The organism is Chloroflexota bacterium, from assembly GCA_015478725.1.
In the GTDB taxonomy this organism is placed as follows: domain Bacteria; phylum Chloroflexota; class Limnocylindria; order Limnocylindrales; family CSP1-4; genus C-114.
The window spans coordinates 63,955-85,222 of sequence record JADMIG010000009.1 but is presented as its reverse complement, the minus strand read 5'-3'; the positions used below and the strand labels follow the sequence as shown (position 1 = coordinate 85,222).

Below are 21,268 nucleotides of genomic sequence, written 5' to 3'. Positions count from 1 at the left end.
TACCGGTCGGCATCGCGAGGTCGAGCACGGCGACCGCGCGGAGGAGAACCATGCTCGAGGTCAATAACTTCAGCGCCATCCGCATCTCGCTCGCGAGCCCGGATCAGATCCGGGAGTGGAGCAAGGGCGAGGTCACGAAGCCCGAGACGATCAACTACCGGACCCTCAAGCCGGAGAAGGACGGGCTCTTCGACGAGCGCATCTTCGGTCCGACCAAGGACTGGGAGTGCTACTGCGGCAAGTACAAGCGGATCCGCTACAAGGGCATCATCTGCGACAAGTGCGGCGTGGAGGTCACCCGGAGCAAGGTCCGCCGTGAGCGGATGGGCCACATCCAGCTCGCCAGCCCGGTGAGCCACATCTGGTACTTCAAGGGGACACCGAGCCGGCTCGGGATCCTTCTCGACATCAGCCCGCGCAACCTCGAGCGGATCCTCTACTTCGCCCTCTACATCGTCGCCCACGTCGACGAGGACGCTCGGAAGCGGGCGCTGCTCCAGCTCGAGGACGAGGCGGAGGGCCGCGGCGGACGGGCCGGCAAGGCGCTCAACGAGCTCGAGGACGAGCTCCGCGCGGAGTTCAATCGCACGAAGGACGAACTGACCGCGACGCTCGCCGCGACGAAGGCGGACCTCGAGGGCCAGCGAGCCGCGCGGACCGAGGAGATCGTCACCGCGGCGCAGTCGACGCAGCGTCAGGTCACAGGACTCGGGGCGAAGGTCGCCGCCGAGACGATCGTCTTCACCCCGACCGGCGAGGTCGTCGTCGGCGAGGGCGACAAGGGCGGCAAGGAGGCGACCGCTCGCCTCCGCAAGCTCGTCGCGACCGAGACCGATCGGGTGAACGACGAGCTCAAGCAGCGCGAGGTGGACGAGGCCCACGCCACCGACGAGAAGGTCGCGGCCCTCGAGGCGGCGATCGGCGACACGCTCGTGGCCGAGAAGGGGCGCCTCGCCCAGGAGGCCCAGGGTCTGAAGGAGGAGCTCCGCAAGGTCCGCGACGAGATCGAGGGCCTCAAGCCGGGCCGGCTGCTCATGGAGAGCGAGTTCCGCGCCCTCGACGAGAAGTACGGGTCCGGCGCCCGCGGCGGTCGCCTGTTCCATGCCGGCATGGGAGCGGAGGCGATCCGCGACATGATCACCCGGATGGACCTCGAGGAGCTCGCCCGGAGCCTCCACGTGGAGGTTCGCACGAGCTCCGGCCAGCGCCGCAAGAAGGCGATCAAGCGACTTCGCCTGATCGAGGCGTTCCGCCGCTCGGGCACCCGTCCCGAGTGGATGATCCTGTCCGTGCTGCCGGTCATCCCGCCGGATCTTCGGCCGATGGTCCAGCTCGATGGCGGTCGGTTCGCGACCTCCGACCTGAACGACCTGTACCGCCGGGTCATCAACCGCAACAACCGTCTCAAGCGACTCCTCGAGCTCGGTGCGCCGGAGATCATCATCCGCAACGAGAAGCGCATGCTGCAGGAGGCGTGCGACGCCCTCATCGACAACGGCCGCCGGGGTCGGGCGATCGCCGGCACCGGCAACCATCGGCTCAAGAGCCTGTCCGACATGCTCAAGGGCAAGCAGGGTCGGTTCCGCCAGAACCTCCTCGGCAAGCGGGTCGACTACTCGGGTCGCTCGGTCATCGTCGTCGGCCCGGAGCTCAAGCTCCACCAGTGCGGCCTGCCGAAGAAGATGGCGCTCGAGCTGTTCAAGCCGTTCGTCATGCGCCAGCTCGTCGAGAAGGGCTTCGCTCACAACATCAAGAGCGCCAAGCGGATCGTGGAACGCGTGCGGCCGGAGGTCTGGGACGTCCTCGAAGAGGTCATCAAGGACCACCCGGTGCTGTTGAACCGCGCCCCGACACTCCACCGGCTCGGGATCCAGGCGTTCATGCCGGTCCTCGTGGAGGGTTCGGCGATCCAGATCCATCCGCTCGTCTGCACGGCGTTCAATGCGGACTTCGACGGGGACCAGATGGCCGTCCACGTGCCGCTCAGCTCGGCCGCCCAGGAAGAGGCGCGCCAGATGATGCTGTCGACGGCGAACCTCCTCTCCCCGGCGGACGGGAGCCCGGTCGTCGCACCGACCCAGGACATGGTCCTCGGCTGCTTCTACCTCACCCTCGACGGCGCGCCGTCAGAGACGCAGAAGCCACGGCTCTTCTCGGACGAGGACGAGGCGATCCGGGCCTACCAGCTCCGGACCGTCACGCTCCACCAGCCGATCGAGGCCGAGGTCCGCAGCTGGGACGCCGAAGCGGGGGCGCTCCGCATCGAACGTCGACGCACGACGGTCGGGCGCGTCATCTTCAATCAGGTCCTTCCGGGGGCCCTCCGATTCAACAACGACGTCATGCGTCGCGTGGAGCTCAAGAACCTCGTCGACGAGTGCTATCGACGCCTCGGTCCGGAGGAGACGGCCCACCTCGTCGACGGCATCAAGAGCGTCGGTTTCGAGTTCGCCACCCGGGGCGGGATGACGATCGCGGTGAGCGACATCCCGTCGACGCCGGACAAGGCCGGCATCCTTCGGCGGGCCGACGATCAGGTCGCCCAGATCGACCGCCAGTTCCAGCGCGGCCTCATCACGGACGACGAGCGCTACGAGCAGGTGGTGGGCGTCTGGCAGGACACGACGAAGGAGATGGCCGACAAGATGGTCGACCCGAATCCATTCGTCGGACCGGTCACGATGATGACGAGCTCGGGGGCTCGCGGCAACAAGGGCAACATCGGTCAGCTCGGCGGCATGCGCGGACTCATGGCCGACCCCGCCGGCCGGATCATCGACGTCCCGGTCCGGAGCAACTTCCGGGAGGGGATGACGGTGCTCGAGTACTTCATCTCGACCCATGGTGCCCGCAAGGGCCTGGCCGACACGGCCCTCCGGACGGCCGACTCGGGCTATCTCACCCGGCGCCTCGTCGATGTCGCCCAGGATGTCATCACCCGGGAGGACGACTGCGGAACGGAGGAGGGGAGCTGGATCACGCGGGCCGAGTCGAGCGACGAGAAGGGCGCCTTCCAGCGCCGGCTCGTGGGCCGTCTCGCGGGGGCGAAGCTCGCGACCGGCAGCGGCCGCAACGCCCGGTCGCTCGCAGAGCGGAACACGGAGATCGATGAGGCGATCGCCGAGTCCATCGACGCCGCCGGCATCGACGAGGTGCTCGTCCGGTCGCCGCTGACGTGCGAGGCGCGCCACGGCGTATGCCGATCGTGCTACGGGCGCAACCTCGCGACCGGGCATCTCGTCGCCGCCGGTGAGGCGGTCGGGATCATCGCGGCCCAGTCGATCGGCGAACCGGGCACCCAGCTGACGATGCGGACGTTCCACACCGGCGGCGTGGCCGGCCTCGACATCACGGCCGGACTGCCGCGGGTCGAGGAGCTGTTCGAGGCCCGGGTCCCGAAGGGCAAGGCGGAGATCAGCCACATCGACGGGATCGTCGAGATCCTCCGTGGTGAGGGCCAGACCAGGGTCAAGGTCAGGAGCACCGAGTCGTACGACACGTCGCTCGCCGTGCCTGAGGCGGCCGCGCTCCTCCTTGCCCCCGGCGATCCGGTCGAGGCGAACCAGGTCGTGGCGAGGATCGAGGGTGACCCGGCCCACGACGTCCTCGCGCCGGTCAAGGGTTTCCTTCTTCGCAACGAGGGGGGTCTCGTCGTCCGCGCGGAAGATGTCGTCGAGCGCGAATATGCGATCCCCCACAACGCGAAGCTCCTTGTCGAGAACGGGCAGGATATCCGGGCCGGCGACTCGATCACGGACGGCCCGGTCAATCCGCAGGAGTACCTCGAGACGCGGGGCAAGGACGCCGTCCAGCGCTACCTCGTCCGCGAGGTCCAGAAGGTCTACCGCAGCCAGGGCGTGACGATCAACGACAAGCACATCGAGATCATCGTCCGGCAGATGCTCCGCAAGGTCCGCATCGACCAGCCGGGCGACGTCGATCTCCTTCCGACGGAACTCATCGACCGCCTCGAGTTCGAAGAGGAGAACGATCTCGTCCTCGCTGAGGGCGGTGAGCCGGCGACGGCGCAGACCGTCCTGCTCGGGGTCACGAAGGCGTCGCTCAACACGTCGAGCTTCCTCGCCGCGGCTTCGTTCCAGGAGACGACACGGGTGCTCACGGAGGCCGCCATCAACGGCGCCCGCGACCACCTGATCGGCCTCAAGGAGAACGTCATCATCGGCAAGCTCATCCCCGCCGGGACCGGGGCACCGGCCAACCTGGCGGCGGCGGCGGAACGACGTCGACGTGCGGCGCTCGAAGCGCTCGCCGGCGAGGCGCTCGATTCGTTCGGGGCCGCCGACGAGGAGTTCAACCCGTTCCTCGAGGACGGGAGCGCCCGCCCGGCCGACGACGAGACCGCCGGTCTCGCCTCGCTCCTCGCAGCGGGAGCGGCGGACGGCGACGACGCGGAGGAGATCAATCCATTCCTCGTCGGCGAGGCGGCGGCCGACGATCGCGCGAACCCCCTCCTCCCCGATCGGGACGACGAGCTCGCCCCGGCCGTCGACGATGACGTCGCGGTCGCCGAGCCCGTCGCGGCAGCCCCCAGGGCCTCGGCGAAACGGCCCGCCAGGACCGTCGCGGGCGAGTAGCCCGCCGGCCCGCCACCACCCTCGCGGATGCGGGTCCGAACGTTTGACACTCGTTCGGACCCGCTGCTACACTCCGCGCTCGTGGCCTCGAACGGGTGGCCCGGTGACGAGTACGTCTCCGAGCACCGAGGACCCACAGCGAGGATGGTCCCCGCACCTGCCGCCCCACGCGGGATCCGGTCGGGCGGCACTCTCGTCGCAGCCACGCACCGACACTGAAAGGAACCGCGTCTCCGTGCCGACCATCAGCCAGCTCGTGCGTCACGGCCGAAAGCGCAAGATCTCCAAGGTCAAGGCGCCCGCCATGCGCAAGAATTGGAACAGCCTGAAGCAGCGCCAGGAGTCGATCCCCGGCGCGCCGCAGAAGCGCGGCGTCTGCCTCCAGGTCCGGACGATGACGCCGAAGAAGCCGAACTCGGCCCTCCGCAAGATCGCCCGCGTGCGGCTGACCAACCAGATGGAGGTCACCGCCTACATCCCCGGCATCGGCCACAACCTCCAGGAGCACTCGGTCGTGCTCGTGCGTGGCGGTCGGGTGAAGGACCTCCCGTCGGTGAAGTACCACATCATCCGTGGCACGCTCGACGCCGCGGGCGTCCGCGATCGCAAGCAGGGTCGGAGCAAGTACGGCGCGAAGGCGACCGCCGCGGTTGGAGGCAGGAAGTAGTGCCCCGTCGCGTCAACATCCCGCGCAAGGTCAAGTACGAGACAGCCCCGGCGAACCGGACGACGTCGCGCTTCACCGCCAAGCTCATGACGGCGGGCAAGCGCAATCTGTCCGAACGCATCCTCCGCGAGGCACTCGCGCGGGCGGAGGCGCAGTCCCGGCGTCCCGGTCTCGAGGTCCTCGAGGCGGCGCTCCGGAACGCGACCCCGATCATCGAGGTGAAGCCGCGCCGCGTCGGCGGAGCCACGTACCAGGTCCCGGTCGAGATCCGCGGCGACCGCCGCCTCTCGCTCGGCGTGCGCTGGCTCGTGCAGGCCGCCCGGAAGCGCAACGGCAAGAGCATGAGCGAGAAGCTCGCGGCCGAGTTCGTCGACGCGATGAATGGCCTCGGGTCCGCGGTGAAGCGCCGCGAGGACACCCACAAGATGGCTGAGGCGAACCGCGCCTTCAGCCACTTCAAGTGGTAGCACCGGTTCAGGAGCGCAAGACCTCCGTGGCACGTCAGGTTCCGCTTGCGCGCACGCGGAACATCGGGATCATCGCCCACATCGACGCGGGCAAGACCACCGTCACCGAGCGGATCCTCTTCTACACGAAGAAGATCTACAAGCTCGGCGAGGTGCATGAGGGCGCCGCGACGATGGACTGGATGCCCCAGGAGCAGGAGCGCGGCATCACCATCACCGCGGCGGCCACCACCGCCTTCTGGGGCGACCATCGCCTCAACATCATCGATACGCCCGGGCACGTGGACTTCACCGTCGAGGTCGAACGGAGCCTGCGGGTGCTCGACGGCGCGGTCGTCGTCTTCGATGGCGTGGCCGGCGTCGAGCCGCAGTCCGAGACGGTCTGGCGCCAGGCCGACCGCTACGGCGTCCCGCGCTTCTGCTTCATCAACAAGCTCGACCGGACCGGTGCCGACTTCTGGCGCGGCGTCGAGTCGATCCGCGATCGGCTGGGGGCCAACGCGGTGCCGATCCAGATCCCGATCGGCCGCGAGGACCAGTTCAAGGGGGTCGTCGACCTCGTCGAGATGAAGGCCGTCTACTACCGCGACGACCTGGGCAACCAGATCGAGGTCGAGGAGATCCCGGCCGAGCTCAGGGCCGAGGCGGAGACGCAGCGGCGGGCGATGATCGAAGCGGTCGCCGAGATGGACGACGAGCTCCTCCACAAGTACCTCGAGGGCGTGGACTTCACGACCGAGGAGCTGAAGCGCGGCCTGCGCATCGGCACGCTTTCGACACGGATCATCCCGGTCCTCACCGGCTCGGCGCTCAAGAACAAGGGCATCCAGAAGCTCCTCGATGCGGTCGTCGACTACCTCCCGTCGCCGCTCGACGTGCCGCCGATGAACGGCACCGACCCGGTCACCGGGGCGGACGTCCTGCGGCGCCCGGACGATGACGAGCCGTTCAGCGCGCTCGCCTTCAAGATCGCCGCCGACCCGTTCGTCGGCAAGCTCGCCTTCTTCCGCGTCTACTCGGGCACCCTCAAGGCAGGCTCGTACGTCCTCAATCCCACGAAGGGCAGGCGCGAGCGGGTCGGACGCATCCTCCAGATGCATGCGAACCACCGCGAGGAGATCGAGGAAGTCCTGGCCGGTGACATCGCGGCCGCCGTCGGACTCAAGGACACCTTCACCGGTGACACCCTGACGGACCCGGACCATCCGGTCATCCTCGAGTCGATGACCTTCCCGGAGCCGGTCATCGAGGTCAAGATCGAGCCGAAGACGAAGGCCGACCAGGACAAGCTCGCGATCGCGCTGCAGCGCCTGGCCGAGGAGGATCCGACGTTCCGGGTGAAGACCGATCCGGAGACCTCCGAGACGCTCATCGCGGGGATGGGGGAGCTCCACCTCGACGTCCTCGTCGACCGCATGATCCGCGAGTTCAAGGTCGCCGCCAACATCGGCAAGCCGCAGGTCTCCTACCGCGAGACGATCCGCCGCGCCGCGGAGGGCATCGGGCGCCATATCCGCCAGACCGGCGGCAAGGGCCAGTACGGCCATGCGGTCATCCGGCTGGAGCCGGGCGAGAAGGGATCGGGTTACCAGTTCGTCGACAAGATCGTCGGCGGCACCATCCCGCGCGAGTACATCAAGTCGGTCGACGCCGGCATCAGGGAGACGCTGGAGACCGGCCCGTACGCCGGCTTCCCGATGGTCGACGTCAAGGCCACCCTCCACGACGGCTCCTACCACGAAGTCGACAGCTCGGAGATGGCGTTCAAGATCGCCGGTTCGCTGGCGGTCAAGGATGCCATCCACAAGGCGCAGCCGGTCATCCTTGAGCCGATCATGAAGGTCGAGGTCACGATGCCCGAGGAGTTCATGGGCGACGTGATCGGCGACCTCAACAGCCGCCGCGGCCAGATCGACGGCATGGAGAGCCGGGGCGGCACCCAGGTCGTCCGGGCGTTCATCCCGCTCGCCCTGATGTTCGGCTACGTCACGGACCTGCGGAGCATGTCGCAGGGTCGGGCGAGCTCGTCGATGGAATTCAGCCACTACGCGGAGGTGCCCCCGTCGGTCGCCTCCGAGCTCGTCCAGAAGTCGAAGGTCTAGGCCGCACGTCCCCGCGCGGGAGAGGAGCCAGGAGCAGCCACGATGGCGAAGAAGAAGTTCGAGCGCACCAAGCCGCACGTCAACATCGGGACGATCGGTCACATCGACCATGGCAAGACGTCCCTGACGGCGGCGATCACGAAGTACCTCGCACTCAAGGGTGAGGCGGAGTACCGCGCGTTCGAGACGATCGACAACGCGCCCGAGGAGCGGGAGCGGGGGATCACGATCGCGATCGCCCACGTCGAGTACGAGACGGACAAGCGCCACTACGCTCACGTCGACTGCCCGGGCCATGCCGACTACATCAAGAACATGATCACCGGTGCCGCCCAGATGGACGGCGCGATCCTCGTCGTCGCCGCGACCGATGGCCCGATGCCCCAGACCCGCGAGCACATCCTCCTCGCCCGCCAGGTCGAGGTCCCGTACATCGTCGTCTTCCTCAACAAGGTCGACGCGGTCGACGACCCCGAGCTGCTCGACCTCGTCGAGCTCGAGGTCCGCGAGCTCCTCAGCAAGTACCAGTTCCCGGGCGACGACATCCCCGTCGTGCGCGGCAGCGCCCTCAAGGCCCTCGAGGCGCCCGACGATCCGGCGAACCCGGCATATGCCCCGATCGCGGCCCTCATGGATGCCGTCGACAGCTACATTCCGACCCCCGAGCGGGCGATCGACCGGCCCTTCCTCATGCCGGTCGAGGACGTCTTCGGGATCAAGGGTCGCGGCACGGTCGCGACCGGGCGCATCGAGCGCGGCATCGTCAAGGTCGGCGACGAGGTCGAGCTCATCGGGGTCAAGACGACCCGCAAGGTCGTCGTCACCGGCGTCGAGATGTTCAAGAAGCTGCTCGACGAGGGCCGCGCCGGCGACAACGTCGGCTGCCTCATCCGGGGCATCGAGCGCGACGAGATCGAGCGCGGCCAGGTCCTCGCCAAGGCGGGCTCGGTCAAGCCTCACACGAAGTTCAGCGCCCAGGTCTACGTCCTCACCAAGGACGAGGGCGGGCGGCACACCCCCTTCTACAACGGCTACCGGCCGCAGTTCTACCTCCGCACGACCGACGTCACCGGGGCGATCGGCCTGCCCGACGGCGCCGAGATGATCATGCCCGGCGACAACGTCGAGATGACCGTCGAGCTCATCACCCCGATCGCCCTCGAGACCGGCCAGCGCTTCGCCATCCGCGAGGGTGGCCGGACCGTCGGCGCCGGCGCCATCGTCAGCATCATCGAGTAGGACGATGGCGAAGCAGCGGATCAGGATCCGCCTCAAGGCCTACGATCACCGGCTGCTCGATCAGTCGGCGGCCCAGATCGTCGAGACGGCCCAGCGGACCGGTGCCGACGTCGTCGGTCCGGTGCCGCTGCCGACCCGCATCGAGAAGTTCACCGTCCTCCGCTCGCCGTTCATCGACAAGGACAGTCGGGAACAGTTCGAGATCCGCACCCACAAGCGGCTCGTCGACATCCTCGATCCGAGCTCGAAGACCGTCGATGCCCTGATGCGACTCTCGCTGGCAGCGGGCGTCGACATCGAGATCAAGATGTGACACCGCGATGAGCATCGGATTGATCGGCCGCAAGGTCGGCATGACCCAGGTCTTCCAGGACGACGGGACGATGGTCGCGGTGAGCGTCCTCGCCGTCGAACCGAACGTCGTCACCCGGCTCCGGACGACGGAGCGCGACGGCTACACGGCCGTCCAGGTCGGCGCGGAACCCGCCAGGCGACTGACGAAGCCGGAGGCGGGCCAGCTCAAGGGCCTGCCGCAGGTCGCGACGATCCGCGAGTTCCGGCTGCCGAGCGTCGACGGCTACGAAGTCGGCCAGCAGCTCGGGGTCGCCGAGGTGTTCGCCGCCGGAGACCTCGTCGACGTCACCGGGGTCTCGAAGGGCAAGGGCTTCGCCGGCCACATCAAGCGCCACCACTTCAAGCGTGGTCCCAAGACCCACGGATCGGACCACCATCGCGAACCCGGCTCGATCGGACCGGGCACGACGCCCGGTCGTGTCTACAAGGGGATGCGGATGGCCGGCCACATGGGCGACCATCGGGCGACCGGCAAGAAGCTCCGCGTGATCCGCACGGATGCGGATCGGAACCTCCTCCTCGTCAAGGGCTCACTGCCCGGCGCCCGCAACGCGCTCATCCTCGTGAAGAAGGCCTGAGATGCCGCAGACCACCCTGTACGACCGGACGGGCGCCTCGATCGGAACCGTCGACCTCGCCGACGCGCTGTTCGCGGCGCCGGTGAACGCGGCCGTCCTCCACCAGGTCGTCACCGCGCAGCTCGCCGGGCGCCACCTCGGGACGCACGACTCCAAGACCCGCGGCGAGGTCCGCGGCGGCGGCCGGAAGCCGTACCGACAGAAGGGCACCGGTCGGGCACGCCAGGGGCACATCAGCGCGCCGCACTATCGAGGCGGCGGTGTCGTCTTCGGGCCGCATCCGCGGTCGTACGCGCAGCGGCTGCCCCGGAAGATGAAGCGCCTCGCGCTCCGCGGTGCTCTCACCGCCAAGTTCGGAGCGGACGCGGTGCGCGTCATCGACACGTTCGGTCTCGAGGCGCCGCGAACGCGGGACTTCGTGGGCGTGCTGGCCGCACTCGGGGCGAGCGGCCGCGTGCTCGTCGTCGCGCCGGGCCGGAACGAGCGCCTCGAGCTCTCGTCACGCAACGTGCCGACCGTTGAGGTCATCCTCGCCGACTCCCTGAACGTCGTCGACCTCCTCAAGGCGGATCTGGTCCTCATCGAACAGCCGGCCCTCGCCCGGATGACGGAGGTGTACGCGTGAGCACGCTCACCGCCAGCGAGATCGTCATCCGGCCGGTCATCAGCGAGAAGTCGATCGACCTCTCCACCCGTGAGCCGAAGCATCGCTACACCTTCGAGGTCCATCGCGACGCCAACAAGATCCAGATCAAGGCCGCGATCGAGGAGCTGTACCGCAAGGAGAGCGTGACCGTCGTCGGGGTGAACGTCCTGACGACGAAGGCGAAGGAGAAGCGTCGCGGCACGCGACGCGGTCGGATCGTCGGTCACACCACGCCGTGGCGGAAGGCGATCGTCACCCTGGCGGCCGGCCAGAAGATCGAATTCTTCGAGGGAGTCTGACGATGCCCCTCCGCACCTACAAGCCCACCTCCCCGGGACTCCGCGGGATGACCCGCTCGACGTTCGAGGAGATCACGACCCGGGAACCGTACAAGCCGCTCCTCGAGGCCCAGACGCGCGGTTCCGGTCGGAACAACGCTGGCCGGCTGACGGTCCGTCATCGCGGCGGCGGCGAGAAGCAGCACTATCGGAAGATCGACTTCAAGCGCGACAAGGCCGGCGTACCCGCTCGCCTCGCCACGATCGAGTACGACCCGAACCGGTCCGCCCGGATCGGCCTCCTCCACTATCGGGACGGCGAGAAGCGCTACATGCTGCTCCCGCACGGACTCAAGGTCGGCGACGTCGTCGTGGCCGGGCCCGAGGCGGAGGCACGGATCGGCAACGCGCTCCCGATCGCCAACATCCCGCTCGGCACGACCATCCACAACATCGAACTCGTGCCCGGCAAGGGCGGTCAGATCGTCCGATCGGCGGGGGTCTCGGCGCAGCTCCTCGCCAAGGAGGGCGACTTCGCCCAGGTGCGGATGCCGTCCGGCGAGGTCCGTCGCCTCTCGCTCCGCTGCATGGCGACGGTCGGGCAGGTGAGCAACCTCGACCATGAGAACCAGAATCTCGGCAAGGCGGGTCGCGCCCGCCACCTCGGTCAACGGCCTGAGGTGCGCGGCGTCGTCATGAACCCGCGCGACCATCCGCACGGTGGCGGCGAGGGCAAGAGCCCCACCGGCATGCCACCGAAGACACCGTGGGGCAAGCCCGCCATGGGCTATCGCACCCGCCGGGCGAAGACCACCGGACGGCTCATCGTCCGCAGCCGGCATCGGAAGTAAGGGCGAGGACGAGCAGCGATGTCACGATCCGTCAAGAAGGGCTGGTTCGTCGAGGCGCGTCTGAAGGGGCGCGTCGAGGAGATGAACAAGCGCAGCGAGAAGAAGGTCGTCAAGACCTGGTCTCGAGCGTCCGTCATCTTCCCCGACTTCATCGGCCACACGATCGCGGTCTACAACGGCAAGAAGCATGTTCCGGTCTACGTGTCCGAGAACATGGTCGGCCATCGACTCGGTGAGTTCAGCCCGACCCGCACCTACCGCGGGCATGGCAAGCACACCGAACGTTCGACGTCGCTGAAGTAGGAGCGGTCGACCCGATGCGCGTATCCGCCACCGCCAGGTATCTCCGTGGCTCCACCCGCAAGGCCGGACTCGTCACGAAGGCGATCATCGGCCGGCCGGTCGGTGAGGCCGCGGCCGCCCTCCGGTTCATGCCGCAGCATGCCGCCCGTGACATCGCCGCCGTGCTCAAGAGCGCGACGGCGAACGCGGAGAACAACCACAACCTGTCCGCCGAGGACCTGTTCGTCTTCGAGGCCCATGCCGATGAGGGCCCGACGATCAAGCGGTTCCGCCCGCGGGCGCAGGGTCGGGCGTTCCCGATCCACAAGCCGATGACGCACATTACCGTCGTCGTCGCGGACCGGGAGGCCTGACGCATGGGACACAAGGTCCACCCGTACGGCTTCCGGCTCGGTGTCTCGCGCACCTGGACCGCGAAGTGGTACGCCGACAAGGACTACACCGCGCTCCTCCAGGAGGACATCGCGGTCCGCAAGCTCGTCGGCACGCGACTCGCGAACGCGAGCGTCAGCGGCGTCGAGATCGAGCGCGGCATCAACCACGTCACGGTAACGATCCACACCGCCAAGCCCGGCATCGTCATCGGCAAGGGCGGAGCGAACGTCGAGATCCTCCGCAATCAGATCAGCGCGCTGACCAAGCGCAAGGTCAAGCTCGAGATCAAGGAGATCCGCCAGCCGGAGCTCGACGCCTACCTCGTCGCCATGAACATCGCCCAGCAGCTGAGCCGCCGCATCGCCTTCAAGAAGGCGATGAAGCAGTCGATCCAACGGACGATGAAGGCCGGGGCGAAGGGTGTGAAGATCGCCGTCGCCGGGCGCCTCGGCGGTTCGGAGATGGGTCGGCGAGAGTGGGATCGCGAAGGGCGGATCCCGCTCGGCACGCTCCGTGCCGACATCAGCTACGGCCAGGTCCATGCCCACACGACGTACGGCCGGATCGGTGTGAAGGTCTGGATCTATCGCGGCGACATCCAGCCCGAGCGCACCCCGCGCGAGCTCACAGCGGCACAGGCGGCGGCCGTCGCTGCCCAGGGGGCCTGACCGATGCTCATGCCGCGGCGGGTCAAGCACCGCAAGGTCATGCGTGGCCGGATGTCCGGCATCGCCAAGGGGGGCCACACGGTCGCCTTCGGCGACTACGGGCTTGCGACGATGGAGCCCGCCTGGATCACGAGCCGCCAGATCGAGGCGGCACGCCGGGCGATGACGCGGTCGGTGAAGCGCGGCGGCAAGATCTGGATCCGGATCTTTCCCGACAAGCCGGCAACGAAGAAACCGGCCGAGACCCGGATGGGTTCGGGCAAGGGCGCCCCGGATCACTGGGTGGCCGTCGTCAAGCCTGGGCGGATCCTGTTCGAGATGGCGGGCATCGCGCCGGACGAGGCGATCGAGGCGATGCGGCTGGCGAGTCACAAGCTCCCCGTCGCGACGCGCGTCGTCGTCCGCCCCGGCGCCCAGGAGGCGACAGATGGACATCGATAAGGTCCGCGGCCTGACGGACACCGAGTTGGAGGCCGCCCTCCGCGAAGCGAAGCAGGAACTCTGGCAGGCGCGGTTCGCCCTCTCGACCCGCCAGCTCAAGGACTTCAGCACCATCTCCCAGGCCCGACGGACCATCGCGCGGATCCTCACCGTGCAGCTGGAGCGGCGCGCCGGTCGCGCCCGCACGGCGTGACGGGAGGAGATCAGCGATGACAGGAGCGATCACCGTGAACGGCAAGCGGAAGACGAAGGTCGGACGCGTGGTCAGCGACAAGATGGACAAGACGATCGTCGTGTCCGTCGAACGGCTGGCGCGCCACCGGCTCTACAAGCGGGTCATCCGCTTGACGACGAAATTCAAGGCACACGACGAGCTCAACGACGCCCACGTCGGGGACACGGTCCTCATCGAGGAGAGCCGCCCGCTGTCGGCGACGAAACGCTGGCGGCTCATCGAGGTGATCGCCCGCGCCGGCGAGCATGGGGGCGAGCTCATCGCCGATGAGTCCGCGACCAGCGAGGCCATCCACGGCGCGGCGCACCCCGGGCGCGAGCACGGCTCGGATGCGGGCGAGGCCGAGGCATGATCCAGCCGCAGTCCCGCCTCAAGGTCGCCGACAACACCGGTGCGCGGACCATCCAGTGCATCCGCGTGATGGGCCGTTCGCAGAAGAACACCGCAGGCGTCGGCGACGTCATCGTCGCGAGTGTCAAGCAGGCCATTCCGAACGCCGCGGTGAAGAAGGGCGACGTCGTCCGGGCCGTCATCGTCCGCACGGCGAAGGAGTACGGCCGACCGGACGGCAGCTACATCCGCTTCGACGAGAACGCCGCGGTCCTCATCAACAACCAGGGCAACCCCCGTGGGACGCGGATCTTCGGCCCGGTCGCCCGCGAGCTTCGCGACAGGAACTACATGAAGATCGTGTCGCTCGCCCCGGAGGTGCTGTGATGCGCGCTGCCATCACCCGGCGCACGACCAAGGTGCCGGAGATCCGAACCGGCGACACGGTCGTCGTCCTGTCCGGCAAGGATGCCGGCAAGCGTGGCGTCGTCGAGCGGGTCGCCGGTCGGGCGCGCGGCAGGATGATCGGCACGCGGCGGGATCGCCCGGCCGCCGAGGCACTCGCAGACGCGTCGGTCGTCGTGACCGGGCTCAACATCGCCAAGCGCCACACGAAGCCGCGTCAGAGCAGTGGCCAGAACGACCGCATGCCGAAGGTCCAGCAGGGCGGCATCCTCGATCTCGCCCAGCCGATCCCGATCGGCCGAGTCATGGTCGTCTGCTCCCACTGCGACAGGCCCACCCGGGTCGCCCACGCCGTCCTCGACACCGGGCGTCGGGTCCGCGTCTGCCGTCATTGCGGCCAGCCGCTGGAGGTGAAGCCGTGACGCACCGCCTCCGGGAGCGCTACGCGCGGGAGATCGCACCGGCGCTCACGAAACAGTTCTCGTACGTGAATGCGATGCAGGTCCCGCACCTCTCGAAGATCGTCGTGAACGTCGGCCTCGGCGAAGCACTGACGAACGCCAAGGCCATCGATGCCGCGACCGGCGACCTCGCGACGATCACCGGTCAGCGGCCGGTGGTGACGCGGGCGCGCCGGTCCATCGCCCAGTTCCGGCTTCGTGCCGGCAATCCGGTCGGCGCGATGGTCACCCTGCGCGGAGAGCGGATGTGGGATTTCTTCGACCGCCTCACGTCGCTCGCCCTGCCACGCATCCGCGACTTCCGGGGGATCCCCTCGAAGTCCTTCGACGGGCGCGGCAACTATTCGCTCGGGTTCCGGGAGCAACTCGCCTTTCCCGAGATCGACTACGACAAGGTGGACCGTCTCCGCGGGCTGGAGATCAGCATCGTGACGACGGCGAAGACCGACGAGGAGGGCAAGCGTCTGCTTGAGCTCCTCGGCATGCCCTTCGCCGGCTAGGCGCGGGGAGGGAGATCCATGGCCAAGAAATCACTCATCGCCAAGGCGAAGCGGACCCCGAAGCACCCGGTGCAGGCGTATCACCGCTGCACGGTGTGTGGACGCCCGCGGGCGTTCATGCGCCGGTTCGCGCTGTGCCGCATCTGCTTCCGCGAGCGTGCGCTCGTGGGCGAGCTGCCAGGCGTGACGAAGTCGAGCTGGTAGGGACCGATGAACATCTCCGATCCGATCGCGGACATGCTGACCAGGGTCCGGAACGCCTCGCGCGCCCGCCATCAGGAAGTGGTCGTGCCGGCCTCCCGGACGAAGCGCGAGATCGCCCGCATCCTCAAGGACGAGGGCTTTATCGCCGACGTTCGCGAGGAGCAGCTGGGCGCTGCACTGACGCTCCACCTCACGCTCAAGTACGTCGACGGCAAGGCGCCGGTCGTCTCGGGCCTGAAACGCATCAGCAAGCCGGGACTCCGCGTCTATGCCCGGAAGACGGACATCCCGCGGGTCCTCGGCGGCCTCGGGATCGTCATCATCAGCACGAGCCAGGGGATCATGACCGGCGCTCAGGCCCGCAAGGCCGAGCTCGGCGGTGAAGTCCTGGCCTACGTCTGGTAGGGCGGCATGTCACGCATCGGTCGCCTTCCAATCGCCGTCCCGGCCGGGGTGGACGTCGCCATCGACGGCCGCTCGATCACGGTCAGCGGGCCGAAGGGATCGCTTCACCGCGACCTTCACCCGGACATGACGGTGCGCCAGGAGGATGGGACGATCCTCGTGAGTCGGCCCACCGAACAGAAGGTCCACAAGCAGCTCCACGGTCTGACCCGGACACTCGTGGCGAACATGGTCATCGGGGTCTCGACCGGGTACCGCAAGGGCCTCGAGATCACCGGCGTCGGGTATCGCGCCCAGAAGGTCGGAGAACGGCTGCTGCTGAACCTCGGCTACAGCCATCCGATCGAGATCGATCCGCCGTCCGGGATCAGCTTCGAGGTCGAGAACCCGACCCGAGTCGCGGTCGTCGGCATCGACAAGGAGCTTGTCGGCCAGGTCGCAGCGACCGTCCGATCCACCCGCAAGCCCGAGCCCTACAAGGGCAAGGGCGTGCGCTACACCGGCGAGGTCGTCCGCCGCAAGGCCGGCAAGGCCGGCAAGATCGGCGGCAAGAAGTAACACCATGAAGGAACGAGGACGATGACGCAGGTCGCCAGCCGCGGCGCCGCGCGACAGAAGCGACACCACCGGATCCGCCTCTCGCTGGCGGGAACCGGCGAGCGTCCGCGTCTCGCGGTCTTCCGCAGTCTCAACCACATCTACGCGCAGGTGATCGACGATGCGTCCGGACGGACGCTCGCCGCCGCCTCCACCGTCGAGAAGGAGCTTCGCGGTTCCGGTTCGACGAAGACGGAGGAGGCGAAGGTCGTCGGCCGCCTCGTCGCCGAACGCGCGAAGTCCGCCGGCGTCGAGCGGGTCGTCTTCGATCGGGCCGGGTTCCGGTACCACGGGCGGATCAAGTCGCTCGCCGAGGCCGCCCGCGAAGCCGGCCTCGACTTCTGATCGGCAAGGAGCAGACCACGTGCCCAGGATCGACCCCAACAAGCTGACGCTCGAAGAGCGCGTCGTCCAGATCAACCGCGTCGCCAAGGTCGTCAAAGGCGGCCGGCGGTTCAGCTTCAGCGCGATCGTCGTCGTCGGCGACGGTGCCGGTCATGTCGGCGTCGGGCTCGGCAAGGCGGGTGAGGTTCCGGAGGCGATCCGGAAGGGCGTCGAGGACGCGAAGAAGAACCTCATCCGGATCCCGATGGTCGGGACGACGATCCCCCACGAGGTTCGGACCGAGTACTCGGCCAGCCGGGTGCTTCTCAAGCCCGCCTCGCAGGGCACCGGCGTCATCGCCGGAGGTTCCGTCCGGGCGGTCGTCGGGGCCGCCGGGATCCGCGACATCCTCGCCAAGACCCACGGTTCCACGAATCCGGTGAACGTGACGCGGGCGACGATCGAGGCGCTCCGCAGTCTCCATTCGGCGGAGGAGCTCGGCGCCCGCCGCGGCGTCCGGCTGCGGAGCGTCATCCCCGGTCAGCCGTCCGCCACGACGGGGGAGACCGCCGGTGTCCGCTAGGCTTCGAGTCACCCAGACGAAGAGCACGATCAGCCAGATCTCGCGGAATCGCGCGACCGTCCGCGCCCTCGGTCTGCATCGCATCGGTGACACCGTGGAGATCCCGGACAATCCGGCGACCCGGGGCATGGTCCGCCAGGTCCACTTCATGGTGACGGTGGAGGAGCTCCCGGAGACGACGTCCGACGGGGCGGCGAAGGAGAAGGCATGAAGCTCCACGATCTTCGTCCTGCGGCCGGCTCTCACACCCGCCGGACCCGCGTCGGACGCGGCATCGCGGCGGGTGGTGGCAAGACCGCCGGCCGCGGCACGAAGGGCCAGAAGGCTCGCGCCGGCGGCTCGATCCCACCCTGGTTCGAAGGCGGCCAGACCCCGCTTCACCGGCGGATCCCGAAGCTGCGCGGTTTCCGCAATCCATTCAAGACCGAGTACGAGGTCGTCAACCTCGGCCGGATCGCCGCGCTCGTGGAGCTCGGCGCGCTCGAGGCGGGCGATCTCCCCGCGACGAAGAAACCGGCCGCGTCGCGGAAGGCCGCCCCGATCACGGTCAACCAGGAGATCCTGCGGGCCGTCGGAGCGGTGCGGACCCTCGACAAGCCGCTCAAGATCCTCGGCAACGGCGAGATCGGCGTGGCGCTCTTCGTCGTCGCCGACGCGTTCAGCCGGACGGCTGTCGCCAAGATCGAGGCGGCGGGTGGCTCGGTCCAGGTCATCGAGATCTCGTCGGGCCCGCTCGCGGCCCTCGGTGTCGACCGGGCGCGTGCGTCGGTCACCGGCGCGGCGCCCGCATCGGCCGGCGACGTCGAGCCCTCCGCCACCCTGCCCGGCGAAGACGCCTGACGTGTTCGAGTCGCTGCTCAACGCATTCCGCGCGCCCGACATCCGGCGGCGCCTGCTCTACGTCGCCGGGATCCTCATCGTCTTCCGGTTCCTCGCCCACGTCCCCGTCCCGGGCGTCGACCGGACGGCGCTCGCGAGCTTCTTCAACGGCAGCCCGCTGTTCGGCCTGCTCGACCTGTTCAGCGGCGGCGGACTCTCCTCGTTCTCGATCGTCGGGCTCGGGCTGAACCCGTACATCAACGCCTCGATCATCATGCAGCTCATGACGGGCGTCATCCCGTCCCTCCAGGCGCTGAGCCGCGAAGGCGAGTACGGCCGGAACAAGATCAACCAGTACACGCGCTACCTCGGCCTCCCGATGGCGATGCTCCAGGCGTACGGCTTCCTCGCCCTGCTCAACGCGCAGGGGACCGTCCTGACGACGCCCCTCTCGCTGTCGTCGTGGCAGACGCTCACCCAGATCGTCTCGCTCACCGCGGGTTCGATCCTTCTCATGTTCCTCGGCGAGCTCATCACCGAGAAGGGGATCGGCAACGGGATCAGCTTCATCATCTTCGCCGGCATCGTCGGTCGCGTCCCGAACGCCATCCGGACCTTCATCGAGTCGCCGGACCTCGCGGCGATCTCGGTCTTCCTCGTCATCGGCATCGCCGCCGTGTTCGCGATCATCTACATCCAGGAGGGGCAGCGGCGGATCCCGATCCAGTACGCGAGCCGTGTCCGTGGCCGGCGGATGTATCAGGGCGGATCGACGTTCCTTCCGCTGCGGGTGAACCAGGCCGGCGTCATCCCGATCATCTTCGCGATCAGCATCCTCCTCTTCCCACAGCAGCTCGCGTCCTATTTCTCGACGAGCACCGTCCCCCTGATCGCGGGCATCTCGCGCGGCATCGTGTCCTTCCTCGACACCCACAACGCGCCGTACCTCATCCTGTATTTCGTCCTCACCGTCGGCTTCACGTACTTCTACACGGCGTTCACCTTCAAGCCTGACGAGACGGCCGAGCAGCTGCGCAAGAACGGCGGATTCATCCCCGGCATCCGGCCCGGGCGGCCGACCCAGGATTACCTCGCCAAGGTCGTGTTCAGGATCACGATCGCCGGAGCGCTCTTCCTCGGCATCGTCGCGGTCGCCCCGCAGGTCGTCGCCGCGATCGTGCCGAGCCTCGGCGGGATCGGCCTCGGGGGAACCGGTCTGCTCATCGTGGTGAGCGTCGTCGTCGAGACGATGAAACAGATCGAGGCCCAGCTCATGATGCGGAACTACGAGGGCTTCATCCGGTGACCGTCGTTGTCCTCCTTGGCGCGCCCGGCGCCGGGAAGGGCACCCAGGCCCCGATCCTCGCCGCCCGCCTCGCTGTCCCGCACGTCGCGACCGGTGACCTCTTCCGGACGGCCGTGCGCGATGGCACGACCGTCGGACTCGAGGCAGCCGGCTACATGGAGCGCGGCGAGCTCGTCCCGGACGAGATCACGATCCGGATGCTCCTCGAGCGGCTCCGCGAGCGCGACGCGGCGGACGGTGCGATCCTCGACGGGTTCCCGCGCAACCGGCATCAGGCGGAGGCCCTCGATGCGGCACTCACCGAGCGCGGCGGACGGGTGGATCGGGCGATCGCGATCGAGGTCCCCGCGGAGGAGCTCGTCCGGCGGATGTCCGGCCGCTGGCTCTGCCGCGCCGCCGGCCACGTCTACAACGAGGTGAGCCGACCGCCGCGGGTCCCCGGCGTCTGCGACATCGACGAGAGTCCCCTGTACCAGCGGGACGACGACCGCGCGGAGACCATCCGCTCGCGGCTCGTGCTCCAGCTCGGCGCGCTGGGCGACGTCGTCTCCTACTACCGCGAGCGCGGCGCGCTCGGTACCGTCGACGGACGGCAGGCCGTCGCCGAGGTCACCGAAGCGCTCATCCGCGAGGTCACGGACGCGCTCTCGAGGACTCCCTGATGGCGCTCGCCCGGCCACGGCCGTCCGCCGTGAAGTCCGTCGCCGACATCGCCCGCATGCGCCGTGCCGGCCGGGTCGTCGCGGAAGTCCTCGCGCTCGTCGAATCGGAGCTCCGGCCCGGGGTCTCGACCGCGGACCTCGACCGCCTTGCCGAACGCCACATCCGGGCGTCCGGGGCCACGCCGTCGTTCAAGGGCTATCCGGGCGCGAACCCCCGCCGTCCGTTCCCATCGAGCATCTGCATCTCCATCGACGAGGAGATCGTCCACGGGATCCCGGCCGAACGGGCGGTCCGCGAAGGGATGGTCGTGTCCGTCGACGCGGGCGCGATCGTCGATGGCTGGCATGGCGACGCGGCCCGCACGTTCTACGTCGGCGACGGACCGCCCGAGGCGACCCGACGCTTGATCGAGACGACCCGCCTGGCGATGATGGCCGGCATCGCCGCCGCAGTCCCCGGCAGCCACATCGAGGCCATCGGGGCGGCCGTCGAGGATGTCGCGGCAGCGGCCGGGCTCGGCGTCATCCGCCACTATGTCGGCCACGGCATCGGCCGTCGGATGCACGAGGAGCCGCAGGTCCCGAACTACCGGACGGGCTGGGCGGGACGACGGATCGAGGCGGGCCTCTGCCTGGCGATCGAGCCCATGTTCACCCTCGGCGGGTACGACACGCGGGTCCTGCCGGACGACTGGACGGTCGTCACCGCGGACGGTTCGCTGGCCGCTCATTTCGAGCACACGATCGCGGTCACCGACCGCGGTGCCGAGGTGCTCACCACCGTCTGACCAGGCCAGTTGCCGATTCGGCGCTGGTTTGATACTCTGCACGTTCGTGTGCCGGTCCACCGACCGGCACTCGTCACGAAGAAAG

Annotated in this window: 29 protein-coding genes; all 29 read left to right on the top strand. The window is 68.6% G+C overall.

Annotated elements, in window-relative coordinates:
- The first annotated feature begins 50 nt into the window (after positions 1-50).
- The 29 genes from rpoC to map all read left to right on the top strand — a co-directional run bounded on the left by rpoC (position 51) and on the right by map (position 21,183).
- Positions 51-4,595, top strand: a complete 4,545-nt coding sequence (gene rpoC / locus IVW53_08210) for a DNA-directed RNA polymerase subunit beta' (protein MBF6605549.1) — start codon at positions 51-53, stop codon at positions 4,593-4,595.
- Between the two features lie 235 nt (positions 4,596-4,830).
- A complete protein-coding gene (gene rpsL, locus IVW53_08205) occupies positions 4,831-5,262 on the top strand; it encodes a 30S ribosomal protein S12 (protein MBF6605548.1) in 432 nt (143 codons plus the stop codon).
- Positions 5,262-5,729: a 30S ribosomal protein S7 gene (gene rpsG / locus IVW53_08200; protein ID MBF6605547.1), complete on the top strand. Its 468-nt coding sequence runs from the start codon at positions 5,262-5,264 to the stop codon at positions 5,727-5,729. The genes rpsL and rpsG overlap by 1 nt, the downstream gene beginning before the upstream one ends.
- 26 nt (positions 5,730-5,755) lie before the next feature.
- Positions 5,756-7,831, top strand: a complete 2,076-nt coding sequence (fusA, locus tag IVW53_08195) for an elongation factor G (GenBank protein ID MBF6605546.1) — start codon at positions 5,756-5,758, stop codon at positions 7,829-7,831.
- 42 nt (positions 7,832-7,873) lie between these two features.
- Positions 7,874-9,070: an elongation factor Tu gene (gene tuf / locus IVW53_08190; GenBank protein ID MBF6605545.1), complete on the top strand. Its 1,197-nt coding sequence runs from the start codon at positions 7,874-7,876 to the stop codon at positions 9,068-9,070.
- A gap of 4 nt (positions 9,071-9,074) precedes the next feature.
- Positions 9,075-9,383 carry a 30S ribosomal protein S10 gene (gene rpsJ, locus IVW53_08185; GenBank protein MBF6605544.1) on the top strand — a complete coding sequence of 103 codons (309 nt, stop codon included), beginning with the start codon at positions 9,075-9,077 and terminating at the stop codon, positions 9,381-9,383.
- Positions 9,384-9,390: 7 nt separating this feature from the next.
- Positions 9,391-10,002: a 50S ribosomal protein L3 gene (gene rplC / locus IVW53_08180; protein MBF6605543.1), complete on the top strand. Its 612-nt coding sequence runs from the start codon at positions 9,391-9,393 to the stop codon at positions 10,000-10,002.
- 1 nt (position 10,003) lies between these two features.
- Positions 10,004-10,627, top strand: a complete 624-nt coding sequence (gene rplD, locus IVW53_08175) for a 50S ribosomal protein L4 (GenBank protein ID MBF6605542.1) — start codon at positions 10,004-10,006, stop codon at positions 10,625-10,627.
- Positions 10,624-10,947 carry a 50S ribosomal protein L23 gene (gene rplW, locus IVW53_08170; GenBank protein MBF6605541.1) on the top strand — a complete coding sequence of 108 codons (324 nt, stop codon included), beginning with the start codon at positions 10,624-10,626 and terminating at the stop codon, positions 10,945-10,947. Before rplD ends, rplW begins: the two co-directional genes overlap by 4 nt.
- Positions 10,948-10,949: 2 nt before the next feature.
- Entirely contained in the window at positions 10,950-11,777 is an 828-nt protein-coding gene (gene rplB / locus IVW53_08165) for a 50S ribosomal protein L2 (protein ID MBF6605540.1), read from the top strand.
- An 18-nt stretch (positions 11,778-11,795) separates the two neighbouring features.
- On the top strand, positions 11,796-12,080 hold the full coding sequence (gene rpsS, locus IVW53_08160; protein ID MBF6605539.1) for a 30S ribosomal protein S19: 285 nt from the start codon (positions 11,796-11,798) through the stop codon (positions 12,078-12,080).
- 14 nt (positions 12,081-12,094) lie between these two features.
- Positions 12,095-12,433 (top strand): 50S ribosomal protein L22, encoded by a 339-nt coding sequence (gene rplV / locus IVW53_08155; GenBank protein MBF6605538.1) that lies wholly within the window; start codon positions 12,095-12,097, stop codon positions 12,431-12,433.
- A gap of 3 nt (positions 12,434-12,436) precedes the next feature.
- Positions 12,437-13,123, top strand: coding sequence for a 30S ribosomal protein S3 (gene rpsC, locus IVW53_08150; protein MBF6605537.1), 687 nt, complete (start codon positions 12,437-12,439; stop codon positions 13,121-13,123).
- A gap of 3 nt (positions 13,124-13,126) precedes the next feature.
- Positions 13,127-13,564: a 50S ribosomal protein L16 gene (gene rplP / locus IVW53_08145; GenBank protein ID MBF6605536.1), complete on the top strand. Its 438-nt coding sequence runs from the start codon at positions 13,127-13,129 to the stop codon at positions 13,562-13,564.
- On the top strand, positions 13,551-13,757 hold the full coding sequence (gene rpmC / locus IVW53_08140) for a 50S ribosomal protein L29 (protein MBF6605535.1): 207 nt from the start codon (positions 13,551-13,553) through the stop codon (positions 13,755-13,757). The genes rplP and rpmC overlap by 14 nt, the downstream gene beginning before the upstream one ends.
- Before the next feature lie 28 nt (positions 13,758-13,785).
- A complete protein-coding gene (gene rpsQ, locus IVW53_08135; protein ID MBF6605534.1) occupies positions 13,786-14,151 on the top strand; it encodes a 30S ribosomal protein S17 in 366 nt (121 codons plus the stop codon).
- Positions 14,148-14,516: a 50S ribosomal protein L14 gene (gene rplN, locus IVW53_08130; protein ID MBF6605533.1), complete on the top strand. Its 369-nt coding sequence runs from the start codon at positions 14,148-14,150 to the stop codon at positions 14,514-14,516. The genes rpsQ and rplN overlap by 4 nt, the downstream gene beginning before the upstream one ends.
- On the top strand, positions 14,516-14,956 hold the full coding sequence (gene rplX / locus IVW53_08125) for a 50S ribosomal protein L24 (GenBank protein MBF6605532.1): 441 nt from the start codon (positions 14,516-14,518) through the stop codon (positions 14,954-14,956). Before rplN ends, rplX begins: the two co-directional genes overlap by 1 nt.
- Positions 14,953-15,495, top strand: a complete 543-nt coding sequence (gene rplE, locus IVW53_08120; protein ID MBF6605531.1) for a 50S ribosomal protein L5 — start codon at positions 14,953-14,955, stop codon at positions 15,493-15,495. Before rplX ends, rplE begins: the two co-directional genes overlap by 4 nt.
- 18 nt (positions 15,496-15,513) lie before the next feature.
- On the top strand, positions 15,514-15,699 hold the full coding sequence (locus tag IVW53_08115; protein MBF6605530.1) for a type Z 30S ribosomal protein S14: 186 nt from the start codon (positions 15,514-15,516) through the stop codon (positions 15,697-15,699).
- Between the two features lie 6 nt (positions 15,700-15,705).
- The gene (gene rpsH / locus IVW53_08110; GenBank protein ID MBF6605529.1) at positions 15,706-16,104 is read left to right on the top strand and encodes a 30S ribosomal protein S8; all 399 of its coding nucleotides are present in this window, start codon (positions 15,706-15,708) and stop codon (positions 16,102-16,104) included.
- A 6-nt stretch (positions 16,105-16,110) separates the two neighbouring features.
- Positions 16,111-16,662: a 50S ribosomal protein L6 gene (rplF, locus tag IVW53_08105; protein MBF6605528.1), complete on the top strand. Its 552-nt coding sequence runs from the start codon at positions 16,111-16,113 to the stop codon at positions 16,660-16,662.
- A 21-nt stretch (positions 16,663-16,683) separates the two neighbouring features.
- Positions 16,684-17,046, top strand: a complete 363-nt coding sequence (rplR, locus tag IVW53_08100; GenBank protein ID MBF6605527.1) for a 50S ribosomal protein L18 — start codon at positions 16,684-16,686, stop codon at positions 17,044-17,046.
- A 19-nt stretch (positions 17,047-17,065) separates the two neighbouring features.
- Complete coding sequence (rpsE, locus tag IVW53_08095; protein ID MBF6605526.1) at positions 17,066-17,608, top strand: 30S ribosomal protein S5; 543 nt, start codon at positions 17,066-17,068, stop codon at positions 17,606-17,608.
- On the top strand, positions 17,598-17,819 hold the full coding sequence (gene rpmD, locus IVW53_08090; GenBank protein ID MBF6605525.1) for a 50S ribosomal protein L30: 222 nt from the start codon (positions 17,598-17,600) through the stop codon (positions 17,817-17,819). Before rpsE ends, rpmD begins: the two co-directional genes overlap by 11 nt.
- A complete protein-coding gene (gene rplO / locus IVW53_08085; GenBank protein ID MBF6605524.1) occupies positions 17,816-18,448 on the top strand; it encodes a 50S ribosomal protein L15 in 633 nt (210 codons plus the stop codon). Before rpmD ends, rplO begins: the two co-directional genes overlap by 4 nt.
- A gap of 1 nt (position 18,449) precedes the next feature.
- A complete protein-coding gene (gene secY, locus IVW53_08080) occupies positions 18,450-19,733 on the top strand; it encodes a preprotein translocase subunit SecY (protein ID MBF6605523.1) in 1,284 nt (427 codons plus the stop codon).
- Positions 19,730-20,395 (top strand): adenylate kinase, encoded by a 666-nt coding sequence (locus IVW53_08075; protein ID MBF6605522.1) that lies wholly within the window; start codon positions 19,730-19,732, stop codon positions 20,393-20,395. The genes secY and IVW53_08075 overlap by 4 nt, the downstream gene beginning before the upstream one ends.
- On the top strand, positions 20,395-21,183 hold the full coding sequence (map, locus tag IVW53_08070) for a type I methionyl aminopeptidase (protein MBF6605521.1): 789 nt from the start codon (positions 20,395-20,397) through the stop codon (positions 21,181-21,183). The genes IVW53_08075 and map overlap by 1 nt, the downstream gene beginning before the upstream one ends.
- The last annotated feature ends 85 nt before the right edge of the window (positions 21,184-21,268 follow it).